Source organism: Paenibacillus sp. cl123 (assembly GCF_900101595.1).
Lineage (GTDB): Bacteria > Bacillota > Bacilli > Paenibacillales > NBRC-103111 > Paenibacillus_G.
Map to the genome: position 1 here is coordinate 378072 of NZ_FMYY01000001.1, position 18874 is coordinate 396945.

20 protein-coding genes and 1 tRNA gene are annotated in these 18874 nt (G+C 46.5%); 10 read left to right on the forward strand and 11 right to left on the reverse strand.

Going from position 1 to position 18874, the window contains the following annotated elements:
- Positions 1-257: 257 nt before the first annotated feature.
- The gene (locus BLR08_RS01615; protein WP_072327815.1) at positions 258-1139 is read right to left on the reverse strand and encodes a transposase; all 882 of its coding nucleotides are present in this window, start codon (positions 1137-1139) and stop codon (positions 258-260) included.
- A gap of 808 nt (positions 1140-1947) precedes the next feature.
- Here BLR08_RS01615 and BLR08_RS01625 point away from each other — a divergent pair.
- Positions 1948-3741 carry a bifunctional diguanylate cyclase/phosphodiesterase gene (locus tag BLR08_RS01625; protein ID WP_072327817.1) on the forward strand — a complete coding sequence of 598 codons (1794 nt, stop codon included), beginning with the start codon at positions 1948-1950 and terminating at the stop codon, positions 3739-3741.
- A 20-nt stretch (positions 3742-3761) separates the two neighbouring features.
- Here BLR08_RS01625 and BLR08_RS01630 read toward each other — a convergent pair whose 3' ends face one another.
- Positions 3762-4523 (reverse strand): HAD family hydrolase, encoded by a 762-nt coding sequence (locus BLR08_RS01630; RefSeq protein ID WP_072328347.1) that lies wholly within the window; start codon positions 4521-4523, stop codon positions 3762-3764.
- A gap of 191 nt (positions 4524-4714) precedes the next feature.
- Between BLR08_RS01630 and polA the strand changes: the two genes are divergently transcribed.
- The 5 genes from polA (at position 4715) to BLR08_RS01655 (ending at position 10328) form a co-directional block, all read left to right on the forward strand.
- Positions 4715-7426 (forward strand): DNA polymerase I, encoded by a 2712-nt coding sequence (polA, locus tag BLR08_RS01635; RefSeq protein WP_072327818.1) that lies wholly within the window; start codon positions 4715-4717, stop codon positions 7424-7426.
- A 33-nt stretch (positions 7427-7459) separates the two neighbouring features.
- The gene (gene mutM / locus BLR08_RS01640) at positions 7460-8311 is read left to right on the forward strand and encodes a DNA-formamidopyrimidine glycosylase (RefSeq protein ID WP_072327819.1); all 852 of its coding nucleotides are present in this window, start codon (positions 7460-7462) and stop codon (positions 8309-8311) included.
- Positions 8312-8458: 147 nt separating this feature from the next.
- On the forward strand, positions 8459-9145 hold the full coding sequence (ytaF, locus tag BLR08_RS01645; protein ID WP_072327820.1) for a sporulation membrane protein YtaF: 687 nt from the start codon (positions 8459-8461) through the stop codon (positions 9143-9145).
- 26 nt (positions 9146-9171) lie between these two features.
- Entirely contained in the window at positions 9172-9768 is a 597-nt protein-coding gene (gene coaE, locus BLR08_RS01650) for a dephospho-CoA kinase (protein ID WP_072327821.1), read from the forward strand.
- Complete coding sequence (locus BLR08_RS01655) at positions 9765-10328, forward strand: lytic transglycosylase domain-containing protein (RefSeq protein ID WP_072327822.1); 564 nt, start codon at positions 9765-9767, stop codon at positions 10326-10328. The genes coaE and BLR08_RS01655 overlap by 4 nt, the downstream gene beginning before the upstream one ends.
- Positions 10329-10403: 75 nt before the next feature.
- Here the strand turns inward: BLR08_RS01655 and BLR08_RS01660 are convergent, their stop codons facing one another.
- A complete protein-coding gene (locus tag BLR08_RS01660; RefSeq protein WP_072327823.1) occupies positions 10404-10628 on the reverse strand; it encodes an alpha/beta-type small acid-soluble spore protein in 225 nt (74 codons plus the stop codon).
- Between the two features lie 100 nt (positions 10629-10728).
- On the opposite strand from BLR08_RS01660, the gene nrdR reads away from it, so the two are divergent.
- On the forward strand, positions 10729-11211 hold the full coding sequence (gene nrdR / locus BLR08_RS01665) for a transcriptional regulator NrdR (protein WP_072327824.1): 483 nt from the start codon (positions 10729-10731) through the stop codon (positions 11209-11211).
- A 62-nt stretch (positions 11212-11273) separates the two neighbouring features.
- A tRNA-Ala gene (locus BLR08_RS01670) sits at positions 11274-11346 on the forward strand.
- 219 nt (positions 11347-11565) lie between these two features.
- Here the strand turns inward: BLR08_RS01670 and xerC are convergent.
- The 3 genes from xerC to BLR08_RS01685 all read right to left on the reverse strand — a co-directional run bounded on the left by xerC (position 11566) and on the right by BLR08_RS01685 (position 13274).
- Positions 11566-12531, reverse strand: coding sequence for a site-specific integrase (gene xerC / locus BLR08_RS01675; protein ID WP_176835386.1), 966 nt, complete (start codon positions 12529-12531; stop codon positions 11566-11568).
- Positions 12524-12679, reverse strand: a complete 156-nt coding sequence (locus BLR08_RS01680) for an Arm DNA-binding domain-containing protein (protein WP_083536647.1) — start codon at positions 12677-12679, stop codon at positions 12524-12526. The genes xerC and BLR08_RS01680 overlap by 8 nt, the downstream gene beginning before the upstream one ends.
- Before the next feature lie 376 nt (positions 12680-13055).
- Positions 13056-13274: a helix-turn-helix domain-containing protein gene (locus tag BLR08_RS01685; RefSeq protein WP_072327825.1), complete on the reverse strand. Its 219-nt coding sequence runs from the start codon at positions 13272-13274 to the stop codon at positions 13056-13058.
- Between the two features lie 328 nt (positions 13275-13602).
- Between BLR08_RS01685 and BLR08_RS01690 the strand changes: the two genes are divergently transcribed.
- Both BLR08_RS01690 and BLR08_RS01695 read left to right on the forward strand, forming a co-directional pair.
- Positions 13603-14565 carry a hypothetical protein gene (locus BLR08_RS01690; protein WP_072327826.1) on the forward strand — a complete coding sequence of 321 codons (963 nt, stop codon included), beginning with the start codon at positions 13603-13605 and terminating at the stop codon, positions 14563-14565.
- Between the two features lie 147 nt (positions 14566-14712).
- Positions 14713-15819: a hypothetical protein gene (locus BLR08_RS01695; protein ID WP_072327827.1), complete on the forward strand. Its 1107-nt coding sequence runs from the start codon at positions 14713-14715 to the stop codon at positions 15817-15819.
- Positions 15820-15912: 93 nt separating this feature from the next.
- On the opposite strand, the gene BLR08_RS30935 is transcribed toward BLR08_RS01695, so the two are convergent.
- The 5 genes from BLR08_RS30935 to radC form a co-directional block, all read right to left on the reverse strand.
- A complete protein-coding gene (locus BLR08_RS30935; protein ID WP_176835387.1) occupies positions 15913-16053 on the reverse strand; it encodes a hypothetical protein in 141 nt (46 codons plus the stop codon).
- 3 nt (positions 16054-16056) lie between these two features.
- Positions 16057-16251, reverse strand: coding sequence for a hypothetical protein (locus tag BLR08_RS01700; RefSeq protein ID WP_090585825.1), 195 nt, complete (start codon positions 16249-16251; stop codon positions 16057-16059).
- Between the two features lie 362 nt (positions 16252-16613).
- Entirely contained in the window at positions 16614-17177 is a 564-nt protein-coding gene (locus BLR08_RS01710; protein WP_072327830.1) for a hypothetical protein, read from the reverse strand.
- A 104-nt stretch (positions 17178-17281) separates the two neighbouring features.
- A complete protein-coding gene (locus BLR08_RS01715; RefSeq protein ID WP_072327831.1) occupies positions 17282-17656 on the reverse strand; it encodes a helix-turn-helix domain-containing protein in 375 nt (124 codons plus the stop codon).
- Positions 17657-18050: 394 nt separating this feature from the next.
- Positions 18051-18656 (reverse strand): RadC family protein, encoded by a 606-nt coding sequence (gene radC, locus BLR08_RS01720; RefSeq protein ID WP_072327832.1) that lies wholly within the window; start codon positions 18654-18656, stop codon positions 18051-18053.
- Positions 18657-18874 lie beyond the last annotated feature (218 nt).

Genomic DNA, 18874 nt, shown 5'->3' on the forward strand with positions numbered 1-18874 from the left:
AAGGCAGAACCTAAAGGCAGAACCTAAAGGCAGAACCCAAAGGCATATCATTTATACAGAGAGAAAAGCACTCAACCAGTGTGATGAGTTAGGACGAATAAAGACGCGATGAAATAATATAAAGAAATGACCGTTTTTGTCTGGAGCTGTTGAAAATATTTAGCTAATACGCAAGGCGAGTTCCGTGCTTAAGCTCGAGTTAGGAGTTAAGAAATATTCCTCCAGCCCACAGATCAAATAGCTTAGAGATAAAATGATTAGATAAATTCAGATTGAATAATACGGCGATAAGTAGTTCGTGGAGAAGAGGCTGCCAACTGAAGCAGGGATGAGAAAAAGGGGCGGGCCAAGCTTGAAAGTTTGTATCTATACGCGAATTCCTCCAGATAGGATTGAAGGTGCTTGGGTCCAATACCATGGAAAGTTTGGTTGATCCAATTGCCAAGTTTACGGTTGAGCGCGCATAATGGTTGAAAACGTCTGGAACAGTAGGGCCTTGTTACGAAATGAGCCTCCGAATGCTGGGGAGAAATATAATTTTGCGAAAAGTGCTTTGTACCGCTTCGAAGTATGGAATCTCCATGCATGTGCGCGGCGGGCACTTTTTTGATTTTAAGGTGAACGGGTGAGCCTTGTTCATCTATGTCCGCACCGATTAGAAGAGTCTGTTTGCGTGGATGCTCCAGACTGCTGGAAAATCGGGGTCGTCCGTAATTACCAATGTTTACACGTATAATTCCTGTGAGCAGCTCTTTGTTATTATCAAGGGTCATCGCATGTCGAAGCTTATGTAGCATAAGCCAAGCTGTCTTATAGGTAACGTCGATGATGGAGCTCAGCTGCCGGGCATTTATACGGTAGGAGTCGTGCGAGAGCAGAAAAATGGCCTGGAACCATTTGACGAGGGCGGTTTTGCTGCCCTCCATCACAGTGCCGGAAATAAGAGATTCCTGAAAGCAGCAGCGGCTGCATTCAAACAGAGGAAGCCTTCTTGTACGGATTTGGTACGCGTGACGGTGACCGCATACACTGCAAGTAAAGCCATTAGGCCATTTTGCTTTATATAGAGTATTTTCGCAGGCAGATTTGTTTGCATACTGCGCATTAAACTGTTCAAATGTGATCGGGGACGCTTCCATAAAATCCTCCGTTCAAGACATAAGAATTATTTTATAGCGGAAAAAAGATACATCTGCAATGAATTCTTATAAATATCCTTATGTATCAGGTTATTTTGGGTTATGAACTCTATGAATGAATCTCTGTTAATTACGAAAAAATAGGAACGTTTGTTCCTTTTAATTATACCGAACGTATGTTTCCGTGTCAATCTTTTAGGAATGGAATTTGGGCAGTGGCTGAAGAATTCCTTTCCTGAGGGATGGGGATCATTCCCCAAAGTGCTGCATTGGGAGATGTGGAGAATCGACTCTTTCGCAGAGTAAAGCGGCTTTTAACTATAAGGTGCCATTTCTCTGAGTAGAGCAGACGACTATAGAAATAGAGCGGCAGTTCGACGCAAAAGCAAGAAGCAAGAAGCAAGAAGCAAGAAGCAAGAAGCAAGAAGCAAGAAGCAGGGAGCAGGGAGCAGGAAGCAGGGAGCAGGGAAAAGGGAGCAGAGAGAGGAGCAGAAAGCAGAGCGGAAACTAGAGAGCAAAGAACAGAGAGCAAAAAAAGTGAGCGGCAATGAGTCAGGTGTTTATAGGGAGCCAGAGAGCAAAGTGCAAAGGACCAAAGGACCAAAGGACCAAAGGACCAAAGGACCAAAGGACCAAAGGACCAAAGGAGCAAAGGGCCGAAAGCAAGAGCAAGAGCAAGCGGATGTTTTGGCTAACAATATTTACAACACATTTACATAAGTGCAGAAGGATTTAACATGGGGTTGAAAGTCCTATGATAAAGTAGGAATTAGGTACTGTGAGACAAAGAAAAGTGGGGATACATGCGATGGCTGCACAACGGGACAAAGGGACACCGGGAGATGAAGTGGAGACTTTGCGGCAGGAGCTTGGACATATTATCGAGCATCAGACCATACGCTCCGTTTATCAACCGATAGTTTCTTTGAGTGACGGAGAAATTACTGGCTATGAGGCATTGACCAGAGGGCCAGATGGCAGCTTGCTCCACTCGCCGCTGCCTTTGTTCGAATGGGCGGAGAAGCTAGGGGTGCTGTATACCCTCGACCGTTTGGCTCGCGCCAAGGCGATTGAAGGCGTCAGGATGAATAACGATAAGCAGTTGTTATTTCTTAACGTGTCAGCCGAGATACTGAATGATCCGTTGTTTGCTCCTGGACAAACGTTGGAGCTGCTGACAGCTCGGGGGCTCAGGCCCTCCAATGTTGTCTTTGAAATTACGGAGCGGAGCTCGATTGAAGATTTTGCCTCAGCTCAAAAAATATTGGATCACTACCGGCAGCAGGGATACAGAATTGCCATAGACGATGCAGGAGCGGGGTATTCGTCCTTGCAGGCTATTGCCGAGCTGAATCCGGATTACATTAAAGTAGATAAGTCGCTTGTGGCGGGTATGCATCGAAGTAAAACCAAGGAGTACATGCTGGAGACGCTGGTTGCTTTCGCTGATAAGCTCGGCATTTATTTGATAGCGGAAGGGATCGAGTCGCCTGATGACTTGATGAAGCTAACGAGAATGGGGGTTCATTACGGGCAGGGATATTTGCTGGGCAGACCTTCGGGGCAGGAACTGAAGCAGATACAGTCCGACATCAAGCGTCAGATCGCCGAGCATCGCAGCATGCGTGAATGGTCAGGACATATGCCGGCCATCGGCGAACTGGCGGCGCCTTGCCAGACCTTTGACGCAAGAACACCGATATCGGGGGTGGCCAACTATTTCAAAAAGCATATGGATGCGCAGGGAGCAGTCATATTAAGAGATAATCGACCGGTGGGGCTCATTATGCGGGAGAGGCTGTTTCAACAATTGGCCGGTCAATACGGCTATTCTCTATTCTGGAACAGACCGATCGATCAGTTGATGGACGAAGCTCCTCTAATCGTGGACGACAGCAAGCCGGTGGAGGCTGTTTCGAAGCTCGCGACCTCACGCGCCATCGGTCATTTGTACGATCTGGTGATCATTACGTCTAATGATCGATTGCTTGGCACCGCGTCGGTGAGAACTATTCTGGAGTGTATTACGAACGTCAAGATGGAGAAAGCCCGGGTAGCCAATCCCTTAACTGGCTTGCCGGGCAATTTGCAGATTAACAGGGAGATCAAGCGCCGCCTAACCGACGGCAAGCGCTTCTCCGTCATTTACGCGGACTTGGATTTTTTTAAATGGTATAACGATAGATATGGCTTCCACAAGGGTGATCAATTAATTCAGTTCACGGCCGACTGCATTCAGCATTCGCTTCATTTGCTTGGGGCCCCCCATGACTTTGTCGGTCATATTGGCGGAGATGATTTTATTGCCGTCACGGCGTGCTCGGATTCGGAGAAGATTTGTCAGGAGATGATTCGCAGGTTCGACACAGGTGTAGTTGCCTTCTATGAAGCAGAAAGCTGGACCTATGTAGAAGACCGTCACGGCAACCGGGTAGAAAGCGACGGCGTCACCTTGTCCTTGTCGCTGGTCGTTTGCGAAGCGGGCTTGCATGCAACGCCTGAGCAGATCTCGCAGACGGCCGCCAGACTAAAGAAACAGTCCAAGGCACATCGGGGCAGCGTTGTATTCTGTGACCATGTCGGGCACCGTATTTCGATGTGAGCATACGGACCGTTGGCAGCTCAGGAAAATAAGCCTGGCAACTGATCTATCCGCTTGATCAGATATACTTGGCGTTTGCCGAGTTTTTGCCGGGTAATCTTGGGCGACTCCGAGACAGGGTCCCCGCTCTCGTGCAGCCAGACGGCGTCCATCCCGACTTTAACGGCGCCGCAAACATCGTGCCTCCATGAGTTTCCGACCATAACGGCATGCCGGGGGGCGAGCTTTAGCGCATGCAGAGCGGATTTGAACAATACCGGAGAGGGCTTCTTATCCGCCGGTCTTAAGGCTGTGTAAACCCGCTCCGCAGGAAAAAACGACTGCAGACCGAACCGCTCGAGCAGCAGGAGCACTTCGGCACGGGGGCTGTTGCTGATGATCGCCAAGGTAAAGCGAGGCATGAGCAGAGTGAGTGTATCATGAGTGCGAGGAGGCATGGTTTTGGCGGAAACCTGCAAATGAAGCACCTCTTGCATAAAGTCGCGCGCCATCGACCCGGAGACTGGCAGCCTGCGTTCGAGAAAAGCCTCCCGCAGGCACTGCTGCTGCAGCTCGTCGAGCTGCTTGAAAGTCGAACGGGCTTTTTTGCGTTGGTGCCAGCGAGTGATATAGGCTTCCCAGAGCTTGTCGCTTTCTCCCGTCTCCGCTGAGTCCCACCGCGCCGCGTAGGCGCTCCACACCTCCCGAAAGCAAGCCTCGAAGCTCAGCCCCTGCAGCACCAGCGTCTGGTTTACGTCGAAAAAAATGACTTGTTTGCCGCTCAGCGGCTTCGATTCATTCACGGTCATCCCTCCGATTCTCCGGCACATTCATCATTCTCCAACATGCTCGGTAAGGATCGAGTCCTTTCATTTTATGCGACGTGTAGGCAGGTCACCCCTCTTCCTCTCTGTTTTTTGCGATGTTTTTTTCTTTCGTGCTCCTATGCTATCATGGAGGTAGAAGGATAGTTTGTACGAATGGGGTGTAATCGTTGTCCAAATCGAAGCTAATCGTCATTGACGGGAACGGGATTGCTTACAGAGCTTTTTTTGCGCTTCCGCTGCTCAGCAACTCGAAGGGGCTGCATACGAACGCGGTGTACGGATTTACTACCATGCTGTTGAAACTTATGGAAGACTATAAGCCCTCGCATTTTCTGGTCGCATTCGACGCCGGGAAGCAAACCTTCAGACATCAGGGCTATGCTCAATATAAAGGGACGAGAGAGAAAACCCCGCCAGAGCTATCGGAGCAGTTTCCAGTGCTGCGTGAACTAATAGCTTCCTTCGGTATCCGGCAATTTGAACTGGACGGCTATGAAGCGGACGATATTATCGGAACAGTGACGAAGTTCGTAGAAGAAAGCGATACTTACGAAGCTATCGTCGTCACCGGGGACAAGGATATGCTTCAGCTCGCTTCGGACAAGGTGCATATCGCGCTGACACGCAAGGGAATCAGTGAGATAGAGCTGTTCGACCCCGCGCATATTGATAAAACCTATGGCTTAAAGCCGCATCAGATCATTGATCTGAAGGGACTGATGGGTGATGCCAGCGATAACATTCCAGGTATTCCGGGAGTGGGCGAGAAGACGGCACTGAAGCTGCTGTATGAATATGGTTCGGTGGAGAAGGTTCTTGAAAATGCCGCCGGCATCAAAGGAAAGATGGGAGAGAAGGTTGCGGCTCATGCCGAGGAAGCGAGAATGAGCAAGGAGCTGGCGACCATTCACCGGGAGGTCCCGCTGGATTTTCCATTAGAAGAGCTCGCGTACAGCGGCTATGACCCCGCCTTGCTGGGCGATGCTTTCCGCCGATTGGAATTCAAATCGCTGCTGGAGCGTCTAGACCTGAACGGAACAGATAGCGGCGCTTTCGATACCCAGGAAGACGCAGCGCCGGGGACTGCTGCACATGCGCCTTGCTCCTGGGCAGCGGAGCCCGGGGAGCTCGCCGAGCTTGTGGGGGCGCTTGGGAGAGTAACTGCGCTCCACGTTGAGGCGATCGGTGAAAATCCTCATGTTTCCGAGCTGCTTGGCGTCGCATTCTTCACCAAGGGGAATGAAGCGGAGGACGAAGCCGAGGATAAGACTTATTATGTCCCTTATGAGGCCTTGATCTCTTCGGCCGCGGCTCCTGTGCGAGACTGGCTTGCGAATCGGGATAAGGCTATCCATGTATACGATCTGCATCGTGCGCTTCTCGCGTTATATTGGAGGGACATCGAGCTGAACGGCGTCGCTTTCGACGGGCTTCTGGCCGGTTACCTGCTGGACCCGACGGAATCGGCGCTGACGCTGAGCGGTTTAACCGCGCGCTACGGACTTCCCGCTTTGCCTGCGGATGAGGACGTATTCGGCAAGGGAGCCAAGTTCAAGCTGCCCGAACAAGATGTGCTCTGCGCGTTTATGGGGCGCAAGGTGGAGGCCGTGCACCGGCTGACCGCAAAGCTGGAAGCAGCGCTCGAGGCCGGCGAGATGCGGGAGCTGTTCCACGAGCTGGAGCTGCCGCTTGCGCTGGTCCTTGCCTCTATGGAGCGGAAGGGAATTCAAGTAGATATTGAGGAACTAAAGGCTTATGGCATCGAGCTGGGCAAGCGAATCGAGGAAATTATGGAACAGGTTTATGCTGCCGTAGGAATGGAATTCAATATTAACTCTCCTAAGCAGTTGGGAGAGATTTTGTTCGACAAACTCCAGCTGCCCGTAGTGAAGAAAACGAAGACCGGTTATTCGACCGACGCAGAGGTGCTGGAGAAGCTGGAGCCGTATCATCCGATGATCGGCCACATTCTCCATTACCGAACGCTGGCCAAGCTGCAGTCCACCTACGTGGAAGGGCTGCTCAAGGAGGTACGTCCGGATACGGGCAAGGTGCATACGTATTACCGGCAGACAATCGCGGCTACCGGAAGGCTCAGCAGCCAATATCCGAACCTGCAGAACATTCCCATCCGGCTGGAGGAAGGGCGCAAGATCCGCAAGGTATTTGTGCCTTCTATGCCCGGCTGGCGGATTCTGACCGCCGATTACTCGCAGATCGAGCTGCGAGTGCTCGCTCATATTTCCCAGGACGAGAGGCTGATAGAAGCTTTCCGCGAAGACATGGACATCCATACAAAGACGGCGTCGGACGTGTTCGGCGTGCCGGCGGAGTCCGTGGATTCGAACATGCGGCGACAGGCGAAGGCCGTTAATTTCGGTATCGTCTACGGTATCAGCGATTATGGGTTATCCCAGAACTTGCACATTACCCGCAAGGACGCGGCGCGGTTTATCGAGCAGTATTTCGCCGTATTTAAAGGGGTGCGCAAGTATATGGACGATATCGTAGCCATGGCCAGAGAGGACGGATACGTGACGACGCTGCTGAAACGGCGCCGGTATCTGCCGGAGATCAAAGCCTCCAACTTCAATCTTCGCTCGTTCGCGGAACGGACCGCGATGAACACGCCGATCCAGGGGACGGCGGCCGACATTATTAAGCTGGCTATGGTTCAGCTGGATAAGCGGATGACCGCCGAGGGAGTCCGCAGCCGAATGCTGCTTCAGGTGCATGACGAACTGGTATTCGAAGTGCCTGAAGATGAGGTAGAGATGATGAAGGCTATGGTCGCGGAAGTGATGGAATCCGCGCTGCAGCTCGATGTGCCGCTGAAGGTGGATGTAGACGACGGAGTGAACTGGTACGAAGCAAAATAAGACTTACGGAAGAAGTACGAAAGGAAGATAGCTGTGCCTGAGTTGCCAGAGGTAGAAACCGTCCGCCGCACGCTGCAGCAGCTGGTGGCGGGCAAAACGGTGGAGAGCGTCAAGGTGATGCTGCCCCGTATCATTCAGAAGCCCGACGATATTCAGTTATTCGCTTCGCTGCTTGTAGGAGAGACGATTCGCTCGGTGGAGCGGCGGGGCAAATTTCTTCGCCTGATGTTCGATCATTATACGCTCGTGTCCCATCTGCGGATGGAGGGACGTTATGGCATTTATCAGGCTGGTGAACCGGTTGAACCGCATACGCATGTTATTTTTTATTTCACGGACGGGAGCGAGCTGCGGTACAGGGATGTGCGGCAGTTCGGCACGATGCATATTTTCGATAAGGATCAGGATCTGAAGGAAAAGCCGCTGGTGAAACTCGGTCTGGAGCCGCTGGACGAGACGTTTACTTTGCAGGCTTTCCGTGACAGGCTTAGCCATCGGACGACGAAAATCAAGCCGCTGCTGCTTAATCAGGAATATATCGTAGGGATCGGGAATATTTATGTCGATGAGTCCCTGTATCTGGCTGGCATTCATCCGGAGCGGGAGGCGAATTCTCTTACCGGCCCGGAATGGGCCAAGCTGCATGAAGCCATCGTAACGACGCTGCGCGATGCGGTGGCCGTAGGCGGCTCGTCAATCAAATCCTATGTGAACGGACAAGGCGAGATGGGCATGTTCCAGCATCAGCTGCGCATGTACGGACGCAAAGGAGAGCCGTGTTACACCTGCGGCGGTCCGATCGAGAAGTCGGTTGTTGCGGGCCGGGGCACGCACTTCTGTCCAGCCTGTCAAAAGCCAAAGCCGCGAAGGATTATCCGCAAATAATGCACCACCCGCCCAGAAATCCCATATAGTAAGCCATGAGCCGCCAGCCCGGCGTCACCGCTGCAAGCGTGAGCAGGCTGTGCGCAAACAATCGATAACCTGCGCATGCTCGGGTGTGCGGGGTTATGGGCTGGGAGGGAAGGGCGCATGCTGCCGTTTTTTTCGCTTTTTTTGTTGGCCTTGGCAGTTAGTTTGGACGGGTTTGGCGTAGGTGTTACTTACGGGCTTCGCAAAATTCGGATTCCATTGTTTTCCATCGCTATTATTTCATGCTGCTCCGGCTTGATTATCTTTGTTTCCATGCAAATAGGCGTTTGGATGAGCGGGTGGGTTTATCCGGACTTGGCCAAAACGATCGGCGCTTTGATTCTGGTAGGGATCGGCCTGTGGGCCTTATACCAGCTCCGCAAGGAAGAAGCGGACTCCGAGGAGGCCGGTTCGGCCGAGACTGTCTCGGAGAGCGCTGCAGTTGTCCTGGGTCCTGCCAGCGCCAAAGAGATCATCTATATCGAGCTGAAGCGATTTGGGCTTGTCATTCAAATTCTTCGCAAACCTTCGATCGCGGATATGGACCGATCGGGCATTATTTCCGCGTATGAAGCAACCCTGCTCGGGCTTGCATTATCCCTTGACGCCTTCGGGGCGGGGATCGGAGCGGCTTTGCTTGGATTTACGCCTTGGCTGACTGCTGCAGTCATTGCGCTCGCAAGCGGCATGTTCCTGAGCTTCGGTCTGCGAGTCGGCTTCCGCTATGCCGGGGCCTTCTGGATGCGCCGATTATCCGTTGTGCCAGGATTTGTTCTTATTATCATGGGCATTATGAAACTATTCTAACCATTAAAGAAGCAGGGAGTTAGGCTATGAATATCGGATTAACCGGAGGCATCGCCTGCGGAAAAAGCACGGTAGCCGCGATGCTGGTCCGCCGCGGAGCCTTGCTTGTGGATGCGGACCGCATCGCGCGGGAGGTAGTGGAGCCGGGCACTCCCGTGCTGGCGCAAGTGATCGAGCGGTTCGGGGCGGATCTGTTGCTGCCGGACGGCTCCCTCCACCGCAAGAAGCTGGGCGAGCGTATTTTCGGAGACGGCGAGGCTCGCCGGGATCTGGAGAGCTTGCTGCATCCTCCTATCCGCGCGACAATGCGCGAGAGGATGGCCAGCTTCCAGGAGAACCATCCGGACAAGCTGGTAGTTGTGGACATCCCGCTCCTGTACGAGTCGGGCCTCCAGCAGATGGTGGACGAAGTGATGGTCGTATATATTCCTCGGGAGCTCCAGCTCGAGCGGCTCATGACGCGGGATGGCTTGACCTTGGAGCAGGCGGAGAAACGGCTGGATGCCCAGATGTCCATCGAGGAAAAAAAACGGCTTGCTGATATCGTCATCTTCAACACAGGCTCTCTTGAAGAAACGGAAAGGCAGATCAGCGCGTTCTGGAAGGAAAGGGGGCTTACATGAAGTTCTGGCGCAAGAAACGGGTATTCGCCGTGTTATTGGTGACCTTTCTTGTATTTCTGTTCTTGAGCAGTTCTTTCGTCGGACGACTCCTCTATGCGATTAAGTATGAAGAGGAGATTCACACATACGCCAAGCAGTATGACCTTGACCCGCTGCTGGTCGCCGCCATCATCCGTGTGGAAACAAACTACAGGCCGGATCTTGAGTCAAAGAAGGGTGCTTACGGCTTGATGCAGCTCATGCCGGACACTTCGGACTGGATTATAGAAAAGGCTCCTTTTGACGACAGTTACAAGTCCAGGCTTCATGATCCGGCTGTCAGCATAGAGCTCGGCTCCTGGTATTTGAACTGGATGAGCAAGCAGTTTGAGGGTAATCCATACGCGATGGTAGCTGGATATAATGCGGGGCATGGGAAAGTGGGCATGTGGCTGGAAGATAAGCAGTGGGACGGAACTTTGAAGAACTCGCAGCAGATCCCTTACGGAGAGACGAGACACTATCTTCAGCGCGTCATGTACTATTACCATAAGTACGTGAAGCTTTATAGGGAGGAATAGGAAAGAAGCGCCGGACAAGCGCCCTTTGCGGGGAGAATGACCGGCACTTCTTCTCGTTTTCAGTAAAACGTGGTATTATTTGAATTGACCGGCAAGAGATTGCTCGGCAATTTGGACCAAACGGCGTGTAATGTGACCACCGATTGCACCAGTATCACGAGTAGCCATGTTACCGTAGTAACCGTCTTGAGGAATTGCGATCCCCAATTCTTGAGCTACCTCGTATTTCAGTTGATCAAGCGCTGCGTTAGCTTGTGGCACTACCAGTGTGTTGCTGCTCCGGGATTGACCTGTACCCATGTCTGTTCACCTCCTTGTCGGTTGGTAATCCTATTATGCTCGTTTGACTTTTCTTCATGTAAGGGAGTCTCTGGAAAAAAGAAAGGAGGAACTGACGTACATGAAATGTCCATTCTGTGATCATTCCGGCACCAAAGTGCTTGATTCGCGTTCTGCAAATGAGGACAAGTCGATACGCCGCCGTCGCGAATGTGAGAAGTGCGCCAAACGATTTACGACCTTCGAGATGGTGGAAGAAACGCCCCTGATCGTCATCAAGAAAGATGGAAGCCGGGAAGAGTTTAATCGAGAGAAGATGCTGCGCGGCCTTATCCGCGCCTGTGAGAAACGACCGGTGCCTTTAGAGCGTTTGGAGATGATCGCCTCCGAGGTCGAGAAGCAGATCCGCAACACGGCGCATGCCGAGGTCGACAGCCGCGCGATAGGCGAAATTGTCATGACCGAGCTGTATCCAGTCGATGAGGTTGCCTATATCCGATTTGCCTCCGTGTACCGGCAATTCAAGGACATCAACATGTTCATGAAGGAGCTCAGCGGGCTGTTAACGAAGCATCAAGTTGGCGGAGACGGCGGAAAAAATTAATTTTCCGCCAAACGTTGACAAGCCCGCTGCTCCATGGTATTATCATTCTTGTCGCCAAACGAGGGGCCTTAGCTCAGCTGGGAGAGCGCATCGCTGGCAGCGATGAGGTCAGGGGTTCGATCCCCCTAGGCTCCATAATGAATAAAGCCTTTAAACACAAGGAATTCCGAGTGTTTAAAGGCTTTTTTCTATACCTAGATAATGATGATTTGAGGGTGTGGTCACACGTTTGGTCACAGCAAGTATTTTTTTGAGCTTTTTCCGGAGAAAATACTATAAACTGTGAGCAAAATAGTCACTGGTTTTCGCATAAATTCAAAATAAGCGCTAACTGTTGAATATATTTTTTTTATTCTAGCCGAACAACATTTCCCCATATTGTGTAGCGGTCTGTTTATGAACTGAAGGCAAAACATGAGAGTAAGTGTCAAGGGTTACTCTAATGTCGGAATGGCCAAGAATTTCTTTTACCACTTTAGGATTTATGTTTTGGGCTAACATGAGCGTAGCTACTGTATGTCTGAGATCGTGGAAACGGATGCGTGGGACATCTGCTTTCTTGATCAATTTATAGAAGTTACGAAGTAAATTTCGAGGGTTAAGGGGCTTGCCTGATTTTGTACAAATAACCAAGTCATTGTCTTTATATTCTGAGCCAGCTGCAAGCTTCTGTTTTTTTATTTTCTTTTGCTGTTTCTTCAGGTCGTCCAATGTTCGCTGAATTAATGTTATCGTCCTTGCACTTGATTTGGTTTTGGTGTCCTGAATTATTTCCTTGCCGTCATGACTTAATGTTTGACGAACTCGCAGCACACCTAATTCAAAATCGACGTCCTTAAAACGAAGACCCAATATTTCTGACTGACGCATACCAGTGGTTAAAGCGAGAAGAAAAGCAATGTGGAGATCGTCCTGTTCGGCAAGTTTTAGAAATCGAACCGCCTCTTCAAGATTCCAGACAGACATTTCTTTACGAGGTACTTTTGGGGCTTCCGCATCAGCAGCCGGATTATATGATATATATTTGCGCTTCTGAGCAGTATGAAAGGAGCTCTTTACGATTTTCTGAATGTCCTGAATGGAGCGTTCTGACAAGCCAGTTTCTTTGAGCAGGAATGAATAGAACTTTTCAATCATTGCAGTTGTAATCTTGCCCATTTCCTGATTTTTAAAGTACGGCACAATATGCTTCTGAATATTTGACTTATAGGTTTTAAAGGTCACTTTTCTTAGTTTTACTTCCTTACTGTCAAGCCACTCGCCTTGAAGAAATTCTGTGTACTTCAAATGATTGCTTTTGACATAGGTATGATCATCCACTTGCTGTAATATTTTCCTCATTTCTTTCTTTCTCTGATTTGAAGCCTCGCCGTTTAATTTGTCTGCGTTTGCCATCCTCATCTTTACCGGCACTTACTACGAACCAGTACGTACCGGTTTTCTCATCTTTGTGGACTTTCATTTGCATTGGTGAATCCTCCGTTCAGAATAGTTTCGATAAACACAAATAAGCAAGAGCAAATAAGCCCCTGCCGATTACAAAGCTGTTACCAGACAAATTCTTTTTTATTTGGTTGAAGCGGCATACAATAATTGCTCGCGCTCCGCTCGAAGCATCTCAATTTCTATTTTGATTATTTCTTTCCACTCAAGGGGGTTCCAAGAGGGCTAAACTCTAATGCCAACTTTACGTGCTTCCTTCCAATATCAACCAAGCGTTCAAGATAACCATTGTTATCTTCCAGTGTAGTCCAAATTGTTGTTGCTCATTGGTTTGAACCCTCCTGTAAAATCGGTAAGAACAAAATAAGCTGCGACAACAAAGCCGCAGCTTATTCCAAGGTTCATTCATCTTCCGCTAACTCTTTGTAACTTGTTATGCTCATCTTCGCTTGAGTTAGTACAAAGTTTTTTAATGCCATTTTTGGAATCCGATATGCTTTCCCAATCTTGAATGAATTAATTTGTCCAGATCGCAATAAATCGTATGCTTTATTACGACCTATTGCTAGTATCTCCATCATGTCTGAAAGCTTAACAACATCATCGTAGTTGGAGAACATAGGCATCCATCCTTTCAATGTATTCCAGAGTATAATATATACTCGAATCTGTCTGCGATACTGATTTGATAACCGTATTTTCATATTGATTTTCCCACATTCCCGCATTCCCACGTTCCCACGTTCCCAAAGCTTTAAGTGAATTTTCGTATATGGTAGACTGGGTATAAAATTAGTTGATTTTAGCACTTTCTTAGCCTGCCTTTCCGTCACGTTGAATTTGATTATTATACTTTTGTTTCGTTTAGATTAAATTATTATTCGTTAAATTATATCTGGCTCAACCAGCGTCAGTAGCTTAGAATCTAAATAAAAGGGGTGGTGCAATATGGAAGTATATCAGTCAGAAGACTTTATAGAAAAATATGTGGGGAAAGTAAAGAATATATTTTTTGAACTCAAGCTGGATGACATTAGGAAAAAGATAAACAGGATTCTTCAAAAGGAGAATTTGTATTTTGATGATGAAGCGTATCTCGTATTACAGTCTGAAAACAAAGAAAACGAGACTAAAATTTGCAACTTTTTTGTTCTTCCTACACATAGCCTATATTTTGATGATGGAGAGAAGATCAATGAAGCAGGGATTGCTGTAGAACTATATTCGCAATTCAACGATGAAAAGTACAAGCGCATTCTTGTAAATCTAAGTGATGAGGTAATTGAGAAAGGTAATTGGCTAACCACTGCGTATATTGATCGTGATTTCTTTGTGTATAAGCCGGACTTATATAGGTATTTGAGGATTGCAATAAAGTTGTCTTCACGTATCCTTAAGAAAGAAGCTAAGAAGGTTTTTTATAATGACGAGTGGCTTGAAGATGATGAAGCAATTGAGCATATTTCTAACTACTGGTATGACCGAAACATGCTCTCATTAAGGAAGCTTGGTAATGAAAGTGAATTTGAATCCAGTCACAAGGAAGTTACAGATGCGGTGCATTTTTTAGAAGCTCAGAACCAGTACATAGCTGAGACCGAATTGCTCCCCTTTCCGGAGAAGTTACCCGATGAATCTAAAGATCAGGGCTGGGAAGACAACGATTTTTATTACCTAATTTACTCAAAGGCATGGAGTTGGATTCGTGCTTATTTCAACCGTAAGGGGATTAAGCTTAAAACTACTGAAAAGGAATTAGATCATTACTTGGTTGAAGCAGGGGTCTTCGAAAGTAACGAAATAAGACCAAAGACCAATTTAAAGCGTGCTGATCGAAAAACTACTCAATTGAAAGAACGAGTATTTATGATTAACAAAATAAGGTTTAATGAGTTCTTATCTCGAAAGTGAAGTAGCAACAATCGCAATATATATGTATATTATTTAAAGTAATATTATTTATATCAGTCATACTTACAATCGATAATTCTATAGTGTTGGTTCAATTTGTAAGAAAATAAAAGTGCGCAAACACATTCAGAAAGGGGATGTGTTTGCGTGAAAATTGGTTATCATACCGTACTGTTAACAATTCCGATTGATTTCTTTACTGAGGAAACTTTATTCAAGGCATTACAAACATATTCAAAGGAATTGAATTCCAAGTTCTATAAGCAAGAATGGGCGAGTATTTCGTGGACTACATTTGAACTTTTTAAGGAACACGGACTGTTAATTTATTTGAAGGACTACCACTACAGGAGCGATAATAAGAAACGCATTTATAAAGTGCTGGAAGTTAGGTTAAATCCGAAGCGGTTGTCTGAAAAAAATGAATATGTGCAGGTAAGCACCTACGAAGATTACAAAGTAATCTCAATAGCGTTTAAAAAGGTGCTGGAACCTCTGAAACGTGCTTATAAAAAAATCTGCTCGAGTGGAGCTAATCCATTTATTATGCCATTTTTATTCGATGATTTATCGCAATACAAGGTTGACCGAATTGACTATTGTATTAACGTCCGAACTCCACACATGAACAGGTATATGGAGCTAATCCGCCGCGCAGACAAGCCAAAAACATTTGAAATGTGCCTAGAAGACAACTTACGAACTAAACGTAAAGAACCCTACAAAAATGCTTTCAGAATTACCAATCAATCGGTTCTGGTTAATTTTTATAATAAGAGCTTTCAGATGGCTAAGGTATTCGGTGATGAATTTCCTGAAGGACAAGAAGCAGAACAAATCATTCGTCTTGAAGTTCAATGCAAAAAAAGGAAAGTAAATAACCTCAAATATCATTATGGTATCGAAGGTAGGTCACTGCTGGATTATTCCCGTGAAGAATTATCAGAAAGTGTGCTGTTGTCGTATTATGAGAAAACCGTTGGGTATGAGGATTATTATACTTTGCAGGAAGCAAGGCATTTGATCAGCAATTCCGATTATAAACGGAAAGATCGGGAACGTATGATTGAAGTTCTTGAGCTAATCAATCAGAAAAGATCAATTTGGAAAGCTAGGGATGAATGCAAGGATGGAAAAAAGCAGTTTAATGAAGCTGTTAAAAATATAAAAAAAACGGGCATAAACCCTGTCACAATTCCTGTTTGGTGGGGATTTGAACAGCTTCCCAATCTATTACAGAAAATTGAACAGTAGTTTATGACCAATTAGCGGTTAAATTTATGTTCAAGCAATATCCTTATACAAAGGCAGAAGAATAATGAAGGGGAGTATCTCCCCCTTTATTTCCTACTTTTTGTTATCGGAATCTTTTCCATACTTATCGCTCAATTCCTGTGCTGTCTTAATAACATCGAAACCATTGTTGAGTGTTTTGCTGATAGCATCGGTTGCTGCGTTTTTCATTTGCTCCCACTTGTCGTTACTCATAGCTTAGTATCGCTCCTTTTGGTTATCCGAACCATTTTTTTGTGAGTTTCCACCCTCCTGCTGCGCCACTACCAGTTCCAAATAAGTACCCGAGAGCAGTCCCAACACCAGGACAGAATAGCGTTCCAACAGCAGCCCCAGCTGCACCACCAGCAAGAGCACTACCGCCAGTGACTGCAGTTTTTCCTGCTGTTTCAATGATTTTATCGCCCATATATTTCACCTCCTTCCAACATAAGAAATTGACCATACTAGTTTGTCTTTTTCATTAGAGAGATGAAAGTAGACTACGTATTGGTATGTTCATGATCAAACTTTTCAAAGAAGGCGTGGATGTGTAGGAATCAAACCCGACTTCTTGGTTTCGTTATAAGTCGAATGATTTTGAAAATGAAATAAATCAAGTAGAAGGGTGTAACTGCCCAACCAATAAACGTTGACAAAATAGTTTTGTAAACGAAATAGTTCGATATGGTTGTAAAAACAATTACGTTCCGCTGCAATCTGCTTATTAATGCCCATCCAAATGGGATGCTCAACAGTACGTAAGCTGCAATCAATTATAGCCCCTCCACTCTTGCTTCCGTAGTGATAGCAGCATCTATCATTTGTTTAATGTACGGTACAGCGGTATAAGCATGTTTATACTCCGTAACTCCGGGATTATGGCGTTTTTTGACTAAGTTCTTTCTTGTTAACTTCGAAATGATTGAATAGACTTGCTTTTCCTTGTCGATACGAATTCTATGCGTTGTCGTATTTTTGAACGTAAAATATACGCCCCATGCTCCTTTTTCAATTTTAAAATCGGGATGTTGATTTATGGATGATAATTGCGTAAATAATTGATCGTCCGTTAAAGGTCTTGCCAGAGAATAATCCTTAAAATTTAATTTGAACAGCTTGATTCCCGAGACTCCTTGCATAAAGATATAGGACGCTGTCCATCCGATGACTGCTCCAAATAGAGCACCTACGGCCCCTCCCATTGCAGCAAGAGCAATCGTTCCTGCGGGAATGAGGATGAGGTATGCTTTTTTATAAGCTTTCATTGGGTTTTCAAGCTGGATTGGCTCTATATCAACTTTGGGAATAACAACGTTTTTATCGGCTTCGATTGACATAGCGATGCTCCTTTTGTTTGAATATGATCGACTACTTGACCTTGCTACACAACGCGGCACTCAAATTTGAATCTATAAATGCATCCTTTCATCGAGAATAGCTGTCATGGTAGGCTCATTCCATTTTTAACAGATTCATTGCTCTTGCATTCCGTTCGTTGACCTGACACTCTACTGTTTATGGTATCAACGATAAGCTTCTTTAAATCCTCAGTAGTAAGTACAGTCAGAACGGCATTTTTATCATTTGTCCGGTTGTCTAGCGGTGATTCACTACCAAACAAGTTTTCCAAAGAGCACCCCAGACCAGTCGCTATCTTTTCGAGTGTATTAATCGTGCAATTGTTTTTTTCTCCCCGCTCAATCTGTCCAAGGTAACTTATGTTAATAGATGAGTGAAGCGCCAGTTGTTCCTGGCTCATTCCTTTCTGTAGTCGCAAGAGTCGTATTCGCTCACCGATATGTTGTCTTGGATTCATAATTCACACCCCCATAAAAATGATAGATTTTTCCTGTTTTTGCTTCAATATGATATAGCCACTAAAAAAGTATCTGGAGATACGATATCGTGAATAATCATCCGTATTTTATGGCTACATATATGAATTCCCGCCTTTGGGCAACAAAAAAGACGCATACAACGAAGGCAACTTTAAAGATTGCACGAGAAATAGTCTTCATCTCATGAATCTTTGAAGTTGTCCTGTGTCTGCGTCAAAATGTTTGTTATTATTGGCAGCTAGTGCAAAGTCATTATACTTTACGGCTGTGGAACCCTTTGCTGAAATCGCGAGTTCCATATCAAAAGTGGGAAAACCGTTTATGAGAATAATATACATATACTTACCAATAGTTTCAAGGGTTATTTGTTTTTCACATTAAGCCTTTTTCTTTTAGACTGACGAAGGTGTTTCCTCCAATTATGAGGTGGTCTAGCACTTCTATGCCCACAATTTCTCCTGCTCTCGCCAGCCGTTTGGTTAATTCAACGTCTTCTGGAGAGGGATTAGGGTCACCACTCGGATGGTTATGAGCACAGATGAGAGAGGCGCTACAACGTTTAATCGCTGCGCGGAATACTTCCCTTGGATGAACGATTGCAGCGTTGAGAGAGCCAATCGAAATGATTTCTTTAAAGATCACTCTGTTCTTTGTATTCAAAAATAAGCAAATGAAATGTTCTTTGGTTGCATACCTGAGTTCAGGTTCAAGTAAGTCAAATGCGTCTTTAGGACCGCGTATTGTTGTTTGCTCATAAGTTGGAATGGTCAAGTTCTTTGCAAGCTTTAACAGGGCTGTTAACTGACGAGCTTTACCCATGCCGATTCCTTTAATGCTCATGAGTTGCTGCTCGGTTACGTCCATTAGTTCTGCTGTAGTCGGAAACTGGTTGAGTAGTTGTTGGATGGGATAGCTGTCGGCACGTTCACGTAAAACTTCTGAAATCAATTTTTTCAGATCATCTTTGCGATTGTTCATTTAAATCTACCTCCTGATTATATTGATGGTTACAAAAAGGCTAGACACTTATGAAAGTGTCCAGCCTTTTGTCGCCTCTTGCGAGGACTACCTATCTGTATAGGTATCAGGTGTATAATATATAATCCTTTTGGTCTAAAATGCGACAAAATAGAACATTTGTTTGGAAGGATGTGGTACATTTTATGGCGAATTCTGTAAATAGGAGTAGATCAAAT